General features: G+C 40.2%; 14 protein-coding genes. 1 reads left to right on the top strand and 13 read right to left on the bottom strand.

Annotation, left to right across the window (positions count from 1 at the left end):
• Nucleotides 1-32: 32 nt before the first annotated feature.
• From ezrA to HMPREF2764_RS03555, 7 genes are all read right to left on the bottom strand, one after another.
• The gene (gene ezrA / locus HMPREF2764_RS03585) at nucleotides 33-1,760 is read right to left on the bottom strand and encodes a septation ring formation regulator EzrA (protein ID WP_070527241.1); all 1,728 of its coding nucleotides are present in this window, start codon (nucleotides 1,758-1,760) and stop codon (nucleotides 33-35) included.
• An 81-nt stretch (nucleotides 1,761-1,841) separates the two neighbouring features.
• Nucleotides 1,842-3,788 (bottom strand): DNA topoisomerase (ATP-hydrolyzing) subunit B, encoded by a 1,947-nt coding sequence (gene gyrB, locus HMPREF2764_RS03580; RefSeq protein ID WP_070527238.1) that lies wholly within the window; start codon nucleotides 3,786-3,788, stop codon nucleotides 1,842-1,844.
• 14 nt (nucleotides 3,789-3,802) lie between these two features.
• Complete coding sequence (locus HMPREF2764_RS03575; RefSeq protein WP_070527877.1) at nucleotides 3,803-4,366, bottom strand: HAD family hydrolase; 564 nt, start codon at nucleotides 4,364-4,366, stop codon at nucleotides 3,803-3,805.
• Between the two features lie 84 nt (nucleotides 4,367-4,450).
• Entirely contained in the window at nucleotides 4,451-5,005 is a 555-nt protein-coding gene (locus tag HMPREF2764_RS03570) for a DJ-1 family glyoxalase III (RefSeq protein WP_070527234.1), read from the bottom strand.
• Between the two features lie 10 nt (nucleotides 5,006-5,015).
• A complete protein-coding gene (locus tag HMPREF2764_RS03565) occupies nucleotides 5,016-6,239 on the bottom strand; it encodes an FtsW/RodA/SpoVE family cell cycle protein (RefSeq protein ID WP_070527231.1) in 1,224 nt (407 codons plus the stop codon).
• Between the two features lie 36 nt (nucleotides 6,240-6,275).
• Entirely contained in the window at nucleotides 6,276-8,726 is a 2,451-nt protein-coding gene (locus tag HMPREF2764_RS03560) for a bifunctional DnaQ family exonuclease/ATP-dependent helicase (RefSeq protein ID WP_070527227.1), read from the bottom strand.
• 198 nt (nucleotides 8,727-8,924) lie between these two features.
• Nucleotides 8,925-9,854: a peptidase U32 family protein gene (locus HMPREF2764_RS03555; protein ID WP_033684952.1), complete on the bottom strand. Its 930-nt coding sequence runs from the start codon at nucleotides 9,852-9,854 to the stop codon at nucleotides 8,925-8,927.
• Between the two features lie 139 nt (nucleotides 9,855-9,993).
• On the opposite strand from HMPREF2764_RS03555, the gene HMPREF2764_RS03550 reads away from it, so the two are divergent.
• Nucleotides 9,994-10,281, top strand: coding sequence for a DUF3270 domain-containing protein (locus HMPREF2764_RS03550; RefSeq protein WP_070527222.1), 288 nt, complete (start codon nucleotides 9,994-9,996; stop codon nucleotides 10,279-10,281).
• 33 nt (nucleotides 10,282-10,314) lie between these two features.
• Here the strand turns inward: HMPREF2764_RS03550 and ciaH are convergent, their stop codons facing one another.
• From ciaH to HMPREF2764_RS03520, 6 genes are all read right to left on the bottom strand, one after another.
• Complete coding sequence (gene ciaH, locus HMPREF2764_RS03545; protein ID WP_070527218.1) at nucleotides 10,315-11,649, bottom strand: two-component system sensor histidine kinase CiaH; 1,335 nt, start codon at nucleotides 11,647-11,649, stop codon at nucleotides 10,315-10,317.
• Nucleotides 11,639-12,313, bottom strand: coding sequence for a two-component system response regulator CiaR (gene ciaR, locus HMPREF2764_RS03540; RefSeq protein WP_000590639.1), 675 nt, complete (start codon nucleotides 12,311-12,313; stop codon nucleotides 11,639-11,641). The genes ciaH and ciaR overlap by 11 nt, the downstream gene beginning before the upstream one ends.
• Nucleotides 12,314-12,421: 108 nt before the next feature.
• On the bottom strand, nucleotides 12,422-14,968 hold the full coding sequence (locus HMPREF2764_RS03535; protein WP_070527215.1) for a M1 family metallopeptidase: 2,547 nt from the start codon (nucleotides 14,966-14,968) through the stop codon (nucleotides 12,422-12,424).
• Between the two features lie 120 nt (nucleotides 14,969-15,088).
• Complete coding sequence (locus tag HMPREF2764_RS03530) at nucleotides 15,089-15,529, bottom strand: ASCH domain-containing protein (RefSeq protein WP_070527212.1); 441 nt, start codon at nucleotides 15,527-15,529, stop codon at nucleotides 15,089-15,091.
• A 31-nt stretch (nucleotides 15,530-15,560) separates the two neighbouring features.
• Entirely contained in the window at nucleotides 15,561-16,259 is a 699-nt protein-coding gene (locus HMPREF2764_RS03525) for a 3-oxoacyl-ACP reductase (RefSeq protein ID WP_070527207.1), read from the bottom strand.
• Complete coding sequence (locus HMPREF2764_RS03520) at nucleotides 16,252-16,488, bottom strand: DUF2829 domain-containing protein (protein ID WP_000141914.1); 237 nt, start codon at nucleotides 16,486-16,488, stop codon at nucleotides 16,252-16,254. The genes HMPREF2764_RS03525 and HMPREF2764_RS03520 overlap by 8 nt, the downstream gene beginning before the upstream one ends.
• Between the last annotated feature and the right edge of the window lie 53 nt (nucleotides 16,489-16,541).

Genomic DNA, 16,541 nt, shown 5'->3' with positions numbered 1-16,541 from the left:
GCTTACTACAGAACCAAATCTTTTTTATTATGTTAGAAACGAATCGTCTCACGTGTTTTTTCGTATGAAGTGACAAAACGGTTGGTTACACCTGGTTCTGCAACTTCCAAAGCTTGCGAAATCTTATCAAATGAAGCATGATAATCAAATTCTTTTTCAAAAATTTCTAATGATTCATTAAAGGCTTCTTGAATTCGTTCATCAAATGAGCGGTAACGGTTCGAATACTGTAGCAATTGTTCTGTCAACGTTGCATATTGAACAATATTATAGGTTTCTTCTTCAAGTGCTTCTATATCATTTGTTGCAATTTCAAGCATCCGGTTCACAGCTTCTATATTGACCCGAGCTTCTTCTAGTTCAGCCATCAACTCTTCAGTATGGTTACTTGCTGTAAAGAACAACTGTAAGAAATTCTGAGGAATACCTGGAAGATTGCGTTTTTCCATATATCTCTTAATTGTGTGAAGACGATTAACATAAACATTTGCCTTCTGGCGAGCATTGATATCATCTTTTTCAATCTGAGCAAGACGTTGACTAACCGCAACTTGTTCATCTTCAATTTCCTTCAAAGTCGCTTGTAAGTTTTCCAAACGATCTTCAAGGAATGAATAAGGTTCAGAATGTTCCTCTTGTTCAGAAGTTAGTTCCAATACAGATTCTTCTAAAGATTCTAACTCAGCTTGTAATCTATGAACATGACTAACATCTGTTTCAGATAGTAGGTAATTGTTACTCAATCGTTGAATATCTTCCACTAAAACAGCATTACTATCTTTCATGTGTTTCAAATATGTAGGAAGGGTTGTAACTAAGCCTTCTACTACTTTTTGAGCAGCGATTTCTCGTGTAAAGATATCATAGAGTGCATTGATTTCTTCTTGAACTTGAGTATTTTCATACTCAGCATTATCCAACTCTAATTGTGCAATATTTTCGTGGTTTTTCTTCAAAGATTCATAAAGCAATTGGAAGCGAGATTCAATATCCGTTTCAGCAAAATGATAGTTAGCATCTAAAAGCTTACGGTAACCATCCTCCAAATCTTCCAATTGATCAGGTAGCTCTTTAGATAATGTTTTTACAATCGCTGGCAGGCGGTCAACAATGTGACTCAAAGCCAAGATATGATTTTCAGCATTATCCAAAATCACAGCAGCTTCTACTGGGTCACCTGAAGTGTTCAAAGTAACAAACTGAGAAAACTCTGATTGGATATTTTCCAATTGTTTTTCGATTTCAGATAAACCTTGGCCATATTCTTCAGAATGATCAGCCACTCGGTGTTGCAACTCTTCAAACAAGTCCAAGGTATGAAGAACACGACCGCTGTTTTTAGATTCTTGTTTCTCCAAATCTGCCAAGGCATTGCGAATTGCCGCAATATCTTCTTCAATCAAGGTAATTTGGCTCTCGATTTGGTCAATTTGATGACTAGCCTTAAAAAAACGGAATGAATTGTTATAACCTTCTGCCTCGAAAAGATTATTTTCGATATCGGCAAAAGAGTTAAGAGATAGGTCAACCCATTTTTGGTTCCATTCACGGAAAGTCACTTGACTTTGTCCAATCAAGTGCATATTTTTTACAGCTTCAACTTCATCATTAACTGGAAGATTGTACAGCTCTTCTTTTTTCTCTTCTAAAATTGCTAATTTACTTTCATTGCGTTTCCGTACATAAATTGCTATAGCATATGAAATCAGCAATATAATTGCAATTGCAATTATAAGATATACTACTAGACTACCAGACATATTAAACTCCTTTTTAACTTGAAACAATCGTAATGATTATATCATATTTTTTAGACCAAGGGAACTACTTCTCCCGATTTTTTAGACATCAAGTGTACTATAGACGGCATTTTCTTCGATAAATTCACGACGAGGCTCTACTCGATCCCCCATCAACATATCAAAGATTTTATCTGCCTCAGCTGCGTCATCTACAGAAACTCTGGCCATCAAGCGATGCTCGGGATCCATTGTTGTTTCCCATAACTGATGATCGTCCATTTCACCCAGACCTTTATACCTCTGAATAGTTGGTTTGGTACGACCTTCACTGTGGCGGGCTAAGGCTTCTTGGAGTTTAATTTCTTGGTCTGCTCCTGGCTGGATATATTCTTTAATCTCGCTTCCAACCTTGACACCATAAATTGGAGGTTGGGCGATATAAACATAACCAGCTTCTAGAATTGGTTTCATATAACGATAAATCAAGGTTAAAAGAAGGGTACGAATATGAGCACCATCGACATCGGCATCGGTCATCAAAACGAGTTTTTGGTAACGAGCTTTTGAAACATCAAATTCTGCACCAAATCCTGTTCCCATCGCTGTGAAAAGACTACGAATTTCTTCGTTAGCAAGAATCTTATCCATACTTGCCTTTTCAACGTTCAAAATCTTACCGCGGATTGGAAGAATTGCCTGAAATTCACGGTTACGACCAGATTTTGCTGATCCACCAGCTGAGTCTCCTTCGACGATGAAGAGTTCTGTTTCTGCAGGATTGTTAGAAGAACAGTCTGCTAGTTTCCCTGGAAGGTTAGAAATTTCCAAACCAGATTTTTTACGAGTGACTTCACGCGCACGCTTGGCAGCCACGCGAGCCTTAGCAGCCAGAATTCCTTTTTCTACAATGCGTTTTGCAATTTGAGGATTTTCCATAAGGAAATCAGAAAAGGCATCACTGAAGAGGCGATTGGTAATCTTGACCACTTCGCTATTTCCCAATTTGGTCTTGGTTTGTCCTTCAAACTGTGGATTTGGGTGTTTAACTGAGATAACAGCAGTTAATCCTTCACGAACATCTTCCCCTGTTAGGTTGTCTTCATTGTCTTTCAGTAACTTATTTTTACGAGCATAATCGTTGATAACACGTGTCAAGGCTGTACGGAAACCTTGTTCATGCGTTCCACCTTCATGGGTATGAATATTATTGGCGAAACTCATGACATTTTCATGGTAACCCGTTGTGTACTGCATGGCTACTTCAACCGTGATATCATCCATTTCACCATCTGTGTAAATTGGTGTATCAAAGATAACATCCTTGTTCTCGTTGATATATTCAACGTAGCTAGCAATCCCACCTTCATAGTGGTAATGCTTAGTTTGTTCTAGCTCCTCACGCTTATCTGTGATGGAGATTTGAAGACCACGATTTAGAAAGGCCAACTCTTGAATCCGTTTATTTAATTTATCAAAATCAAAGGTTGTTGTTTCAGTGAAAATTTCTGGATCCGGTGTAAAGTGAACTGTTGTTCCCGTTTTATTCGTATCTCCAACTACTTCAAGATCTGCGACAACATGACCACGACGGTATTCTTGGTAATGAATCTTACCATTTTTGTAGACATGAACGTCTAATTGAGTTGAAAGGGCGTTAACAACTGAGGACCCTACTCCGTGAAGACCACCTGAGACCTTATATCCGCCACCGCCAAACTTTCCTCCAGCGTGAAGAACAGTAAAGACAGTCTCAACGGCAGGTCGACCTGTTTTTTCCTGAATATCGACTGGAATACCACGTCCATCATCAACAACTGTAATCGAATCATCTGGCTCAATAAAGACTTGAATATGGCTAGCAAATCCTGCCAAGGCCTCATCAATTGAGTTATCAACAATTTCCCAGACTAGATGGTGAAGACCTTCTTTTGAGGTCGATCCGATATACATCCCTGGACGCATACGAACAGCCTCTAAGCCCTCTAAAACTTGAATTTGACTGGCATCATAATCTTGTGCCTGCAGATTTTTGATTTCTTCTGTCATCTTTTTCCTTTTTCTTACATGTCTAATACTTGTCTTAAATTCACGATACTAGTAAACAAGTGGGTAGCTAGTCCTGCAGCTTGCCCGGCTTCGATATCAATCGGTCGATCACCAATTACAAGACCAGAGGTAATCTGATACTTTTCTCTTAAATAAATCATGGACTCAGGATCTGGTTTTCTCTTAAAGCCTGAGTTAGAAGTCACCACTTCTGTAAAATAAGCTGCTATAGAGGTTTTTTCTAAAATTTCCAAGACTTGATCATTTCGGTGAGAGACCAAAAAATGACGGCCACCTTGATTGGAGATATCTTTCAATAAATCAGAAACTCCATCAAATAAAATCGGGTGTTCAAGCTCTCTGGCTTCATTTTCCTTGTACTTTTCTAAAAAATTCTCTAAGTTGGGAGCGAATGTCTCAATCGCAAAATCAGTAGAAACCTTTAAAGCCTGATAGACACTGTCATGGTCTTGTGTGATGCCATACAATGCCAATGTTTCAACAAATGCAGCTGTTGAAGTTTCGTAATTATCCAGTAAAGTTCCACCTAAATCCCAGATATAATCGTGATATTTCATACCCTTCATTATAGCATTTTTTTATGAAAAAAGCGATGATTTCCCTGAGTTTTCCACATAAAAAACGAGAGTTTGACTCCCGTTTTACTGATTTTTACCAAAGACATCTCGATAGAGCATTCCTGTTCGTAAAGTCTCTGCGTCTCCTCCTAATTGCTCTACCAACTCGTAGGCAAAGGCAAGGGCTGTAGAGGGACCTCGACTGGTTGTCAAATGACCATCTACCACTACTGTTTCCTTTACATATTGACCATCAAGGATTTGCTCTTGAACGCCGTCATAACAAGTGTACTGCTTGTTTTTCAATAGCCCTGCTTGATTGAGGGCAATTGGCGCAGCACAAATGGCTGCTAGTTTTTTTCCTTCTTGCTCGAAGCTTTGCAACTCATGAATCAAGGCCTGATTGTCCCGCAAATGTGCAGAACCAGGCATGCCGCCAGGAAGAACAACCATATCATAGTCTGATAAATCACCCTCAAAGACACGATCTGCTCTGACTTGGATTGCATGCGAACCAGTCACTTGCTCTTCAAACCCAACCATATCACAAGTGATATTGGCCCGACGCAAAACATCCACAACTGTCAAAGCTTCAATTTCTTCAAAGCCCTGAGCCAACATAACTGCTACTTTTACCATGATTTTCTCCTTATTTGATTTGTTTTAATACAACCTTTTTCCGCTTGAATGGGACTTTTCCGCTCTTTTCTTCAGCTAGATTGGTCTGGTAACTCATCGATAAAAGCAAGCCAACACCAATCAAGTTACTGATAATAGCCGATCCTCCTTGCGAAATAAAAGGCAAGGGAATCCCAGTCAAAGGAAGCAAACCTGTCACGGCACCTATATTCTCAAAGATATGGAAGAGCAACATCATAATCAAACCTGTGGAAATATAGGTGTAGAACTGATTATTTGATTTAAGAGTAATCTTTAACATACGGTAAATCAGCATGAGATAAAGGGCAATAACAAGGACAGAGCCAATAAAGCCAAAATCTTCTGCGATAACCGTGAAAATCATATCCGACTCTCGAACTGGAATAAGCAAATTAGAAGCATTAAACCCTTGTCCAAATAAGCCACCGCTTCCAATCGCAATCTGCCCTTGAGCCTGTTGGTAAGTGGTTGTTTGGGCAAAGTCAAAAGGATTGAGCCAAGCCAAAATACGGTTGATTTGGTAGGTCGGCATTCCCAGTTGATGGAGAAAAGCCCGACCGTCCTTGCTGATAAAAATAGCTAAGAAACCAGCAATTCCTGTTACAGCAGTCACAAATACTGGGATAATAATTTTCCAAGAAACTCCTGATAGCAAGACGATTCCAGAGAAAATGGCTACAAAAACTAAAGCCGTCCCTAAGTCACTTTGAAGTGCTAAAAGAACTAGGACTGGAATAGTAAAGAGAATCATCCAGAAAATCAACAAGAAGTCCAGCGGAACTGTACGTCTCCATTCCTTATGTCTTTTTGTAAACTGGACAATCACACGAGCCAACATGAGGATATAGGATATCTTCATAAATTCTGACGGCTGGAACAAGGTAACACCATTTACCGATACCCAGTTTTTGGCACCCGTTGATGCAACTAAGCTTGGATTATAAAAGACAATCGGCAAGACCATAAGTCCCAAGCCTAAAATATACAGAAAGGGGGTCACTTTCCAAAGAAATTCTGTATTAAAGAGCATGACGATAAAACCAATCACAAGCCCCAAGGCGATCCAGGCGACCTGCTGCCCTAAAATGGGCAGAATATTGTTTGGATAATCATGACTAACAGCTATATAGATGGCCACCACGCCAATAACCAGTAGAAAAAATACTGGCAATAGCAAACTATAATCGACTCTAGAGTCGAGAGAACGTTTCATATATACTAACCTTATACTTTCATACAATACTATTTATCAAAGTTCATTTAAAAATTTATCAATAGCCTCATCAACTTCGTATTGAGAGACGGTTTTAACAGTCGCTTCTTTTGCTAGAGAAGTCACAATTTGTTTGCCATATCGCTTTCCGACAATTCTCCTATCCAAAATAAGAGTTAAGGAACGTTGGTGTTCGCGTCTCATACTTCTTCCCAAAGCTTGCTTTAAACGAATAATGGCCATTGGCAACTGATAATCATAAAAGGCATTTTTTCCTTCTTGAATTAGTTCCTGATTGATCTTTTTCGTCAAGGGCTCTTGAGGATTTTGGAAAGGAAGTCTTGGTACAACTTGAATCACAAAAGGATGACTTGAAAAATCAACTCCCTCCCAGAAACTTGCTGCACCAAGCAGGATTTGTTGTTCACCTTTTTCAAAGCGTTTCTTCAGTTGATGAACATCCCCATTTTTATACTGGGCCAAGTGGCTAACTGGAAGTAAATCCGATACTGCTAGAAGCATGTCTTTAGCAGTAAAGAGAACTAAAATCGGTTGCTGGAAAGCTTGAATTTCCACTAGTAAAGCAGCTACCTCTTTGGCGTAAACTTCTAAGGAGGTTTCTGTTACCAAGGGGAAATCTTTGACCAAGATCACTTCTTGATCCTGTTTTCCCCGAGCTTCAATCTTGACAAATTTGGCTTCAGGATAGCCTAAAAGATCTGCCAAAGAAACCCTCTGACTAATCTCAAGAGTAGCCGACACTCCCAAGACTTGACATGAATCAGGCACTAAGGAAGATAGAAGAATACGGCCTGATTTTGTAGAAGAAATCTGAATTTTCTTTTGACTCGTTTCAGTTGCTTCAAGCCAGTAATCTCGGTCAGCTGTAAAATAGCGAACCAACTCCTCAAAGCCTTCTACCTCTAATTCTGAAAAATATTGATGGAGATTGACCAGAGAATCTAATATATTTTTCTTAGATTTTCCAGACTGAAATTGTTCAATCAAGTAAAGGCACTCAAAGCGAATACTTTCTAGTATTCGTTGCTGGACCTTATTTTGCTCCTCCAGTAAAGCCTTATCAAGCAAATCGATAATAGACTGGATATCGTAGGTCTCTTGAAGCAGATTTTCTAGAGCTAACAAAATCTTTTGAACTTCATCAATAATCAATAAACGGTCGCTGACAAATTCAGGATTATCTTCAAGTCTGGTTACAAGATAGGCATGATTGGTCACTAAAAGCTTGCAAGTTTGCGCCTTTTCTTGACTACGTTTCCAAAAATCTTCCCTCACAAATAAGCTTTGAGATGATAAATTCCCGTCATGACGAAGATCTGTTAGAAAATGTTGGTAACGGTAGAGTTGCCCGATTTCATCCAAATCCCCCGTTTCTGTCTCAGTCAGCCAGATCAAGAGTTGCATTTTAAAGCGTCTAAATAAGCGATTTTCATCATTTTCCTGCAAGGAACGATAAAAGGCATCCAACTTCAGATAATTGTGTGGTCCCTTTAAACTATGAATATCTATATGGAACACTTCCTTGAGACGTTTACCTTCTTCTTCCATGATTTGATTTTGAAGAATCTTTGTCGGAACGCTAAGGACAATCTGACGATTTTCCACTTGGGACAAAGCAGGTAAGAGATATCCATAAGTTTTACCAATCCCTGTCGGAGCTTGAATCAGAGAGACAGGCTCATCTTTCAATAGCAAGCCAACCTCTTTAGCAAAACTTTCTTGTTCCTCCCTCACTTCAAGGTTCAACAGAGAAATATTTTTAGAAAAATCCTGAGATAGTTTTCGTGACTCCAGGGGAGCTCCAGTTTTCTTGAAATACAGTCCTTGAACTTCGACCAAGTCTAGAGAACTCAGGATAGATTGGCTGCGATAAATTTCCTCAATAACCAGGTAGGACTCGTATAGGAGGGCATCAGCCATTTCCAGCAAGCGTTCCAAGAGACCTTTAGGAAGCTGGGTCATCTTTTCTCGTAAAAAAAGAAGTAATTCCGCTGTAGCTTGGGCATCTGAAAGGGCTGTGTGAGCATGTTTTAGAGGAATTCCTAATTCTCGACACAATATCGGCAAGCTATATTTTTCCAGTTTAGGGAAAAAGACCTGAGCCAATTCGACCGTGTCAACACGAGGATTTCTTAGTTCATAACCTTCAAAAAATAAATTTTCCGCCAAGAGATTGGCATCAAACTGAACATTATGGGCTACAAAAATCCCATCCTCCACCAAGTCAAAGATTTTTCTTGCAACTTGCGAAAAAACAGGTGCTTGCGCCAGACGTTGATCTGTTAATCCTGTCAGTTCTTTGATATGAGCATCCAAGGGTTCATGTGGATTGACATCCGTCGTATAGTGATCAACGATTTTTCCGTCCTCAATCACGACAATTCCCACTTGGATAATTTTAGCCTTACTACCTGTGCTAGTTGCCTCTAAATCAACTACAACATAGCGATTACCAATCGTTTTCATTATAAAAAATTATACCAAAAAAAGGGCCATTTGGCACCTGCAAACATAGGATAATTTTCAAACTTAAGAAGGTTACTTGTATTAAAAATTCCAGCAAACAGAGCATCCTAGCCTACTAATTCTTTGAAAATATTGGAGAATAAGAAAAATTGAGAGAAGAAATGTTTGCATCTTCCTTCTCTCAACGAATCATTTACTTTATTTAACCATGTCAGGATCGTAGTCATAAAATCCTGTATCAAGGAAACGGTTTTTAGGGTGAAGTTTACGAACTTCTTCATCCAGCAAGAAGGCTTGGTCATGGCTAAAGTTACCCTCTTGAATCAAGCTACGCGCTTGGATAAAGAGTTTTGCAATCTCAACAAAGTTCTGACCAGGTGTATAGAGACCTTCTAGTTTCCAGTGAGTAAAGCCATGTTCCACCAATTCTGTCAATTTGGTCATCAAATCAAGGTCATTGTTGGCAAAGATGTGGGTCCCATGATTGTCTTCAAAAATGGAATAGTGGCTCTCTGGGTCACTTGGCTCAGCCAAGAAGAGGTCACGCTTGCGCGTCTTTTCGTCATCGATATGTGTAAAGTTATAATAGTTTTGCAAGAGAGGACGCTTAGAATGGTGAATAACGCTAGCTCCGTAAACCAAAACTTCAGCAGGAATTTCCAAAATCTCTGGCATTTTGAAGAGTTCAGCAGATGGAATTTCACGCGCCAAAACAGCCTCAGATGCGCCAGCCTTTTGTCCCCAGAAGTTAATCTGGCGACTGCTAGTTACCATGGTTGAAGCATCGTAGATGGTCTTAAAGGAATAACCATCGCGGTTGACTACGTAAAAGACACCTGCATCCCCAATCGTAATGTAGTCTGTCTTGATTTCTTCCAAAAAGTCTAAGAAAGGCTTGATACGATCCATCATATCTTGGTGCATGAGGGCGTTAACCGCAACAATCAATTCTTTACCTGCTTCATGAACCAACTTAGCAATTTCACGCAATTGGTCATGACTAAAGGTTGTCGGCAGACGAAGGCCAAAATCTTTCTCACCGACATAGATACGGTCTACGCCAGCTTCGAGCAGTTGTTTAACTTGTTCAATACTTTCAGCAGTTGCTGTAATGATAATCTTTTCCATAAGAAAAATTATACCACATTTCTGGAAAATCAGCCATTCTTTAAAAATGAAAAGGGACCTTATTCTTATTGTAACCTTTCTGTAATAATTCTCTGCTGAAAAAATGATAAAATAGGTATGTACTGTTAAGGAGAGAATAATGCCCGTAAGAAAATTACAATCCTATGAGGTAGACTATCAAGAAGAATTAAGCCAGCAGGTTCCTCGCTATCAAGATTATACACCTGAAGCACAATCTGATGCCAATCTCAAGGAAATCCTATTTTTTGTTAATATCGCTGTTTTTTGTATCTGTATTGCTATCTTTAGTTTTATCTTTTTAGCATTAAAATTATCAACTGCTCTTGCATTTGCCGCAGCAATCGGAGCCAGCTTACTTGTTTTAAAAATTCAACGCTTTATCATCAAACGAAAACGTAGAAGATAAATCCAAAATATCGCCCCGTCTGGAGCGATATTTTTATTTTTTCTTTTTCGATGGTGTGTGGATGGCAATCTTCACTTCAAAGATTGTTCCCTTTGGTTTATTATCTTTAACAGTAATGGTTCCTTTTAGGGCATCTACAATTTGCTTGGCTAGGGATAAGCCTAAACCAAAACCACCTTTTTGGCGGGTTCTAGCCTTGTCCACTCGATAAAAGCGATCAAAAATTTTCTTCTTATCTTCTGCAGAAATACCGACTCCATTATCAGAAACAAGTAAATACAGATTGCGATCAGTCGCTGAAATCATAAAATCAATTTCACCATCTTCTTCGGTATATTTTATTGCATTATCAAATAAGATGGTCATCAGTTGTTTCAAAAGAAGCTGATCTGTGACAATCGTGCGATGGATCCGATTTTCAAAACGGAAGACACGGTCATTTTCCGAAGCAATCATTTCATAGTTTGTGAAAGTCGTATTGAAAAAACTGGTTGGAACTTCTGCAAGTTCCGGCTTAATCCCATCATCTCTACGAGCTAAATTCAACAAGTTCGTCGTCAAAAAGCGCATATTTCGAACTTCTTCCAAACTCGATGCAATGCTTTCACTCACATCCATAATGGTAGCTTCTGGCTTACGGAAAAGGGTCTCTAAGCGATTTTGCAAAACTGCGAGTGGAGTTCGTAACTCATGACTGGCATTTTCCACAAAGGACTGCTGCTTCTGCATGCTCTCAAGCAGGGGCCTAACACTGACCCTAGCTAGATAGAGACTGGCAAGTAAAGACAAAATCCAGAAACTTGCCATCACAATCACAATCAATTTCTCATGCTTTTGACTGGCTTGCTCCAACTGACTGGTATTAATCAAGACAGCCGCATACTTGATATTGGTTGAAACCGAACTGATATTGGTTTCCATCAAAATCATGCGATAGATTTCTTCTTGTCCATAGCTATTAAAAACCTGAATCTGATAGATATGACCTAGTTCTTTCTTTTCTAACTTAATCTTATCCAATCCCAAAAATCGATTTCCAGAAAGGAGCTGTGTAAAATTCTTATCAAAAAGAATAACCTCCGTATTGGAACTGACATTGGGTTTTATCTCAGTCTTGCTAGTATCTGTAGCGGCATTCTCTAAGTCTTTAATCTCTTCTGTTGCCCTATTTACCGCAAGCTGAATAACTGCCTGAGGATTTTCACTCAGTCCGTGGAGCTTATCATCCACCGAAGTATAGAGACTCGAATGCATGACCTGCAAAATAATCAGAGTCATGGTAGAGAAAATCAGAGTGAATACACCAAAGTTACGGATAAAGTAACTAAAGTCATCCGCATACCATGTTTTTTTTAGTTTACTGAACATCTTTTAAAATATACCCAACACTACGCAAGGTTTGCAAATTCTCTGCAAAAGTGGTTCCTTTTAATTTCTTACGGACTTTTGAAACATAGACTTCAACGACCGAAATCGTTGTATCACTATCAAATCCCCATAGACGATCAAAAATCTGAGTCTTCGGCAAAATAACATTTTGATTTTGAAGGAAATAAACTAGTAAATCGAATTCTTTCCCCAGCAATTCGACAGGAGTATCTTCGACTTTAACGGTATTGGTTGACAAATTAACCACAATATTTCCATAAGTCAAGGTGTTTTCATTAAATTTCCCTGAACGTTTGAGAAGGGCTTGAATCCGCATTTTAAGTTCTTCTAGGTAAAAAGGTTTGGTCAGATAATCATCTGCTCCTAGCTCAAATCCATGTCCCTTGTCATCCAAACTTTCCTTGGCGGTCATAATCAGAACTGGTGTCGTAATTCCTTTTTCACGCAATTCTTTCAAGACTTGGAAACCATTTTTTTCTGGCAACATCAAATCGAGCAAAATCAAGTCATAGACGCCACTCTCAGCTTCGTAGAGACCTTCTTCTCCATCAAAAACCTGCATGACATCCGCAAAATCGTCTAAAAAGTCAAATACTGAATTTGACAGGCCTAGGTCATCCTCAACTAATAAGATTTTTATCATGAGAAACTCCTCCTTATTAAAACCATTATACCAAATTTGCCTTAAAAAAAACTCAACTCTCTGCATTTTACATGAGATAGCTGAGTTTTCTTTTTATGTTAGGCTTATTTATGCATTTCCGTATTGAAGAACAACTGCTTCCACTGCAGCTTTTTCACGGTTAATCAAGTCAACACGCGCTGCAATTTCCTTGATTCCCATACCGATGTTACGGCTAAGGGCAAGATCAGAAAGTTGTGGCTCAAAGAATTCCTTGTATTCCGCCAAGCGTTGTTCTGTCTTAAATACGTGAGCAGGAAGGATAACAAAGCTATCAAAGCTCATGTCTCCTCCAAGAGCTGCCTTGATCCAAGCCCAGTTTTCACGCGCCCAAGACCAAGCTGTTTCCTGAGTTGCTTGATGGTTTAAGAACTGGAAGTACCAAGCAGACAGGTCTTGTGGTTTGACCACAAATTTGTCCTTCCAAGAAGCAATCAAGGTTTGGATATTGTCCGCATCTTTACTGTAGGCAAGAGCGGCTGCCAACTGACGTTTAAAGACTGCATCTGTTGCGTGCGTATAAGTATCAAGATAAAGTGCTAACAAGTCTTTAGTCTCATGATGTTTCATCTCATTGATCAGAACTTGTGAGCGAATAGCTGCTGGAAGTCCTGCAAGATTCTCCTTGTGAGCTGCGAAGATTTGGCTAGCAACTTGACTAGCTTCTGCATCATTTGAGCGAATCATCATAGAAATGGCCAACTGACGAACCAATTCATCCTCGTCTGATTCTCCATCTTTAGCTTCAAAACCAAGACGGTCATAGTTGTGACGAGCCAATTTAGCAACTAGTGCTTTGAAGGCTGTTTCAGCTTCTGTTCCTTCGTCGATAAAGCGTTCAAGGGCAGAAATCACTTGAGAAACAGCTGAAACCACAAGGTAAGACTCTTCCTTAGCAAGTTTATCAAGGACTGGGAGCAAGTCAGCATAAGAAATGTGCCCTGCTTCAGCAAGCAAACGACGTTCTTGAACGATCTGCAGTTTGCTTGTGTTATCAAGCTCAACTAGGTCAGCAAGAACAGCATCTAACAAGTCTCCTTGATAGTCTGTAATGTAGTGGGCTGTATTTTCAGTGTTGAGGCGAAGAGCTGTTTTGTTTTCAGCAAGAAGAGCTGCGTAGCCAGGAATTTCTATACTTTCAGTTTCAAGTGTATCTGGCAATCCTTTCCAGTTGCTGTTGAGTGGCACTACCCAGAGGCGATTCTTGTCTTCGTGCTCACCGATGAAAAATTGTTTTTGTGTAATCTTCAAGACATCATTTTCAACTTTGACAGTAAGTACTGGGTAACCAGGTTGTTCCAACCAAGAATCCATGAAGGCTGCAACATCACGGCCTGATGCTTGACCAAGGGCATCCCAAAGGTCACGACCAATGGTATTGCCATATTGATGTTTTTCAAAGTAAGCGTGCAAACCTTTAGCAAAATCAGCATCACCTAGCCAACGACGAAGCATGTGCATAAGGCGGCTTCCTTTAGCATAGACGATAGCACCGTCAAATAGCGTATTGATTTCATCTGGGTGTTTAACTTCGACGTGAACAGACTGTACGCCATCCGTCGCGTCACGTTTCAAGGCAGACGGAACACCACCTGTTTGGAAATCTTCAAAGATATTCCAGCTTGGTTCAATAGCATCCACACAGACGTACTCCATCATGTTGGCGAAACTTTCATTAAGCCAGAGGTCATCCCACCATTTCATAGTTACGAGGTTCCCAAACCATTGGTGAGCCAACTCATGTGCCACAACTAGGGCAACTTGTTGACGGCTGGCAAATGTTGAGTTCTCATCTACAACCAAGTACACTTCACGGTAGGTTACAAGACCCCAGTTTTCCATGGCTCCAGCTGAGAAGTCAGGAAGGGCGATATGGAGAGATTGAGGAATTGGATACTTAACTCCGTAGTAATCTTCGTAAAATTCGATTGATCGAACGGCAATATCTAGTGAGAAATCAAGGTTAGATAGTGGGTGGGCTTTGGTTGAGTAGACACCAACGAGGGTACCGTTTTTAGTTTTAGCGGTTACTCCTTGCAAATCACCTGCTACAAAGGCTAACAAGTAAGAAGACATGCGAGGTGTTGTCTCAAACTTCCAGATACCCGTTTCCTTACGGTTTTCAACATCTATCTCCGGCATGTTTGACAAGGCCAATTCACCTTCTGCTTGGTCAAAACGTAGAGAAAGGTCAAAAGTTGCTTTGGCTTCTGGCTCATCCACACATGGGAAGGCTTCACGCGCAAAATGGCTCTCGAACTGAGTTGACAAGACTTCCTTCTTCACCCCATCAACTGTGTAGTAAGATGGGTAAATCCCTGTCATGTTATCCGTGATTTTTCCTGAAAAGGCAAGAACCACTTCAACTTGACCAGCCTCAGCCAATTCGATATGAAGGGCTTCATTTTCGTGATCAACTGTAAATGGACGAGCTTGACCTGCAACTTCTACAGAAGAGATTTCCAAGTCTTTTTGGTGCAGGGAAATACGGTCACTCTGTGCTTGACCAGTAATGGTCACCTTCCCAGAAAATGTCTTGGTCTCACGACTCAAGTCTAAAAATAAATCATAGTGTTCAGGAACAAATTGCTTAATAAAATGTTCAACTGCTTGCATAGTTTTCTCCTATTCTAAGTTTAAGAGTTTTACTCTTCTTCAAACAAACTTATTATATCATGTTTTGCTTTAGAAAAAAGGATTGGACGGTAATTTCCAAAACTTTCTTCCTTCTGCAGTCTAGAGTGGGTAGACTTTGCGAAATTCTTCCAAAACGACCTTGCTGTCAGGGGTAAAAGTCAGGCCTGCCTCCCTCATCCACTCGGTGAAAAAGTCCTCATGAACCTGACGCCAATAGGCTAAAGATTTATCCCCCTCCCCTTCCTTGTAGGCATGGTCAGCAGAAACTTGATGAAAGGGCTGAACGGAAACCTTGGTAATTTCGACAATGCAGACAGCCTGATCTTGACTGTCTAAAATGACATCAAAGGTTCCTTCTTGCGGAAGGGGTTCCTCTTCTAGTGCGTAGAGATCGTAAGCTGATGCAGTTGCTGTCTTTTCGCCTCTTAGAACCAAGTCAGCTAAGAGATCTGCCTCTACTCCAAAAGCCCAGGCATCTATCTCATCTCCAATCGCGGGGTTAATTTGCTTATACGCATTCCACATTTCTTGCGGCGTCATAGGTTGCTCCTTTTTCTTAACTTTATTCTCCCTACTTCAAAGACCAGCCACCATCTATTGTCAAAATTTGTCCCTGCATGGCAGATGCCTTTCCACTGGCCAAAAAGAGACTGACTTCTGCCACTTCTTCTGGCCCAATCCAGCGTTTTATTGGTGTTTCACTCGCCACCCAGTCTGCTAAGCCACCTGGTTCAAAGTCCGCAGCAGTCATACCCGTCTTGACTGCTCCTGGAGCGATACCAAATACCTGAATCCCAGCTTCTGCATAGTCTAGAGCCAACTGCTTGGTGAAGCCAGCCAAGGCATGCTTAGATGAAGTATAGGCGTGTCCACCGCCACCTGCTAGGCTAGAAGCAATGGAGCACATATTGATAATGATTCCTTTTTTATTCTCCAGCATTTGTGTCAAATAATGCCGAGTCAACTCTACTGGAGTCACGTAGTTGATTTCAAAAATCTCTTGAATTTCCTGCGCTGATTGTTCCAATAGGGGTTTATAAGCATCCAACACTCCAGCAGTATTGCACAAAACATCCACCTGAGGACACCAGTCAAAAATAGGCTCCAAGTCCAAGGTCAAATCTCTCTGTAAAAAGTGAAAATCACCCTCTAAGAGTGGATTTTCACCTTGATCAACTCCGTAAACTTGATAGCTATTCTCTAAAAAGAGGCGAGCTTGAGTCAGACCAATCCCTGAACTCACTCCCGTAATCAATACACGTTTAGTCATTCACTTCTACCCAATCTGTCGCCAAAACATCACAAGGTGTCGGACTCCACATGGAAAAGCCTTCTCCCTCCCCGGAAACGTTGATTAGGAAATAAGGTGTTACTTCAAGTGCAACCCCGTTTTGTTCAATGGTGTCAAAAAGTTGGACATAGTTTTCAGCACCTCCCCAACCAGTTCGTACATATTTTTTCTTAGCCTTTAACCCAGGTAGAATTTCTTCAAATGTCATGTTTTTCTCCTTTAATATCAATAATTCTCCCCTTCATTATAACAAAAAAACCG

Origin of the sequence: Streptococcus sp. HMSC073F11 (assembly GCF_001810785.1) — a bacterium.
GTDB lineage: Bacteria > Bacillota > Bacilli > Lactobacillales > Streptococcaceae > Streptococcus.
The sequence above is the reverse complement of the archived record's forward strand: the minus strand, read 5'-3'. Positions and strand labels throughout refer to the sequence as shown.

Bases quoted from the DNA above. Each gene is read 5' to 3' on its own strand.
- HMPREF2764_RS03550 (WP_070527222.1), top strand. From the start codon at position 9,994: ATGCCCGTAAGAAAATTACAATCCTATGAGGTAGACTATCAAGAAGAA.
- HMPREF2764_RS03575 (WP_070527877.1), bottom strand. From the start codon at position 4,366: ATGAAATATCACGATTATATCTGGGATTTAGGTGGAACTTTACTGGAT.
- HMPREF2764_RS03565 (WP_070527231.1), bottom strand. From the start codon at position 6,239: ATGAAACGTTCTCTCGACTCTAGAGTCGATTATAGTTTGCTATTGCCA.
- HMPREF2764_RS03525 (WP_070527207.1), bottom strand. From the start codon at position 16,259: ATGACTAAACGTGTATTGATTACGGGAGTGAGTTCAGGGATTGGTCTG.
- gyrB (WP_070527238.1), bottom strand. From the start codon at position 3,788: ATGACAGAAGAAATCAAAAATCTGCAGGCACAAGATTATGATGCCAGT.
- HMPREF2764_RS03535 (WP_070527215.1), bottom strand. From the start codon at position 14,968: ATGCAAGCAGTTGAACATTTTATTAAGCAATTTGTTCCTGAACACTAT.
- ciaH (WP_070527218.1), bottom strand. From the start codon at position 11,649: ATGTTCAGTAAACTAAAAAAAACATGGTATGCGGATGACTTTAGTTAC.
- ciaR (WP_000590639.1), bottom strand. From the start codon at position 12,313: ATGATAAAAATCTTATTAGTTGAGGATGACCTAGGCCTGTCAAATTCA.
- HMPREF2764_RS03520 (WP_000141914.1), bottom strand. From the start codon at position 16,488: ATGACATTTGAAGAAATTCTACCTGGGTTAAAGGCTAAGAAAAAATAT.
- HMPREF2764_RS03560 (WP_070527227.1), bottom strand. From the start codon at position 8,726: ATGAAAACGATTGGTAATCGCTATGTTGTAGTTGATTTAGAGGCAACT.
- HMPREF2764_RS03530 (WP_070527212.1), bottom strand. From the start codon at position 15,529: ATGACGCCGCAAGAAATGTGGAATGCGTATAAGCAAATTAACCCCGCG.
- HMPREF2764_RS03570 (WP_070527234.1), bottom strand. From the start codon at position 5,005: ATGGTAAAAGTAGCAGTTATGTTGGCTCAGGGCTTTGAAGAAATTGAA.
- HMPREF2764_RS03555 (WP_033684952.1), bottom strand. From the start codon at position 9,854: ATGGAAAAGATTATCATTACAGCAACTGCTGAAAGTATTGAACAAGTT.
- ezrA (WP_070527241.1), bottom strand. From the start codon at position 1,760: ATGTCTGGTAGTCTAGTAGTATATCTTATAATTGCAATTGCAATTATA.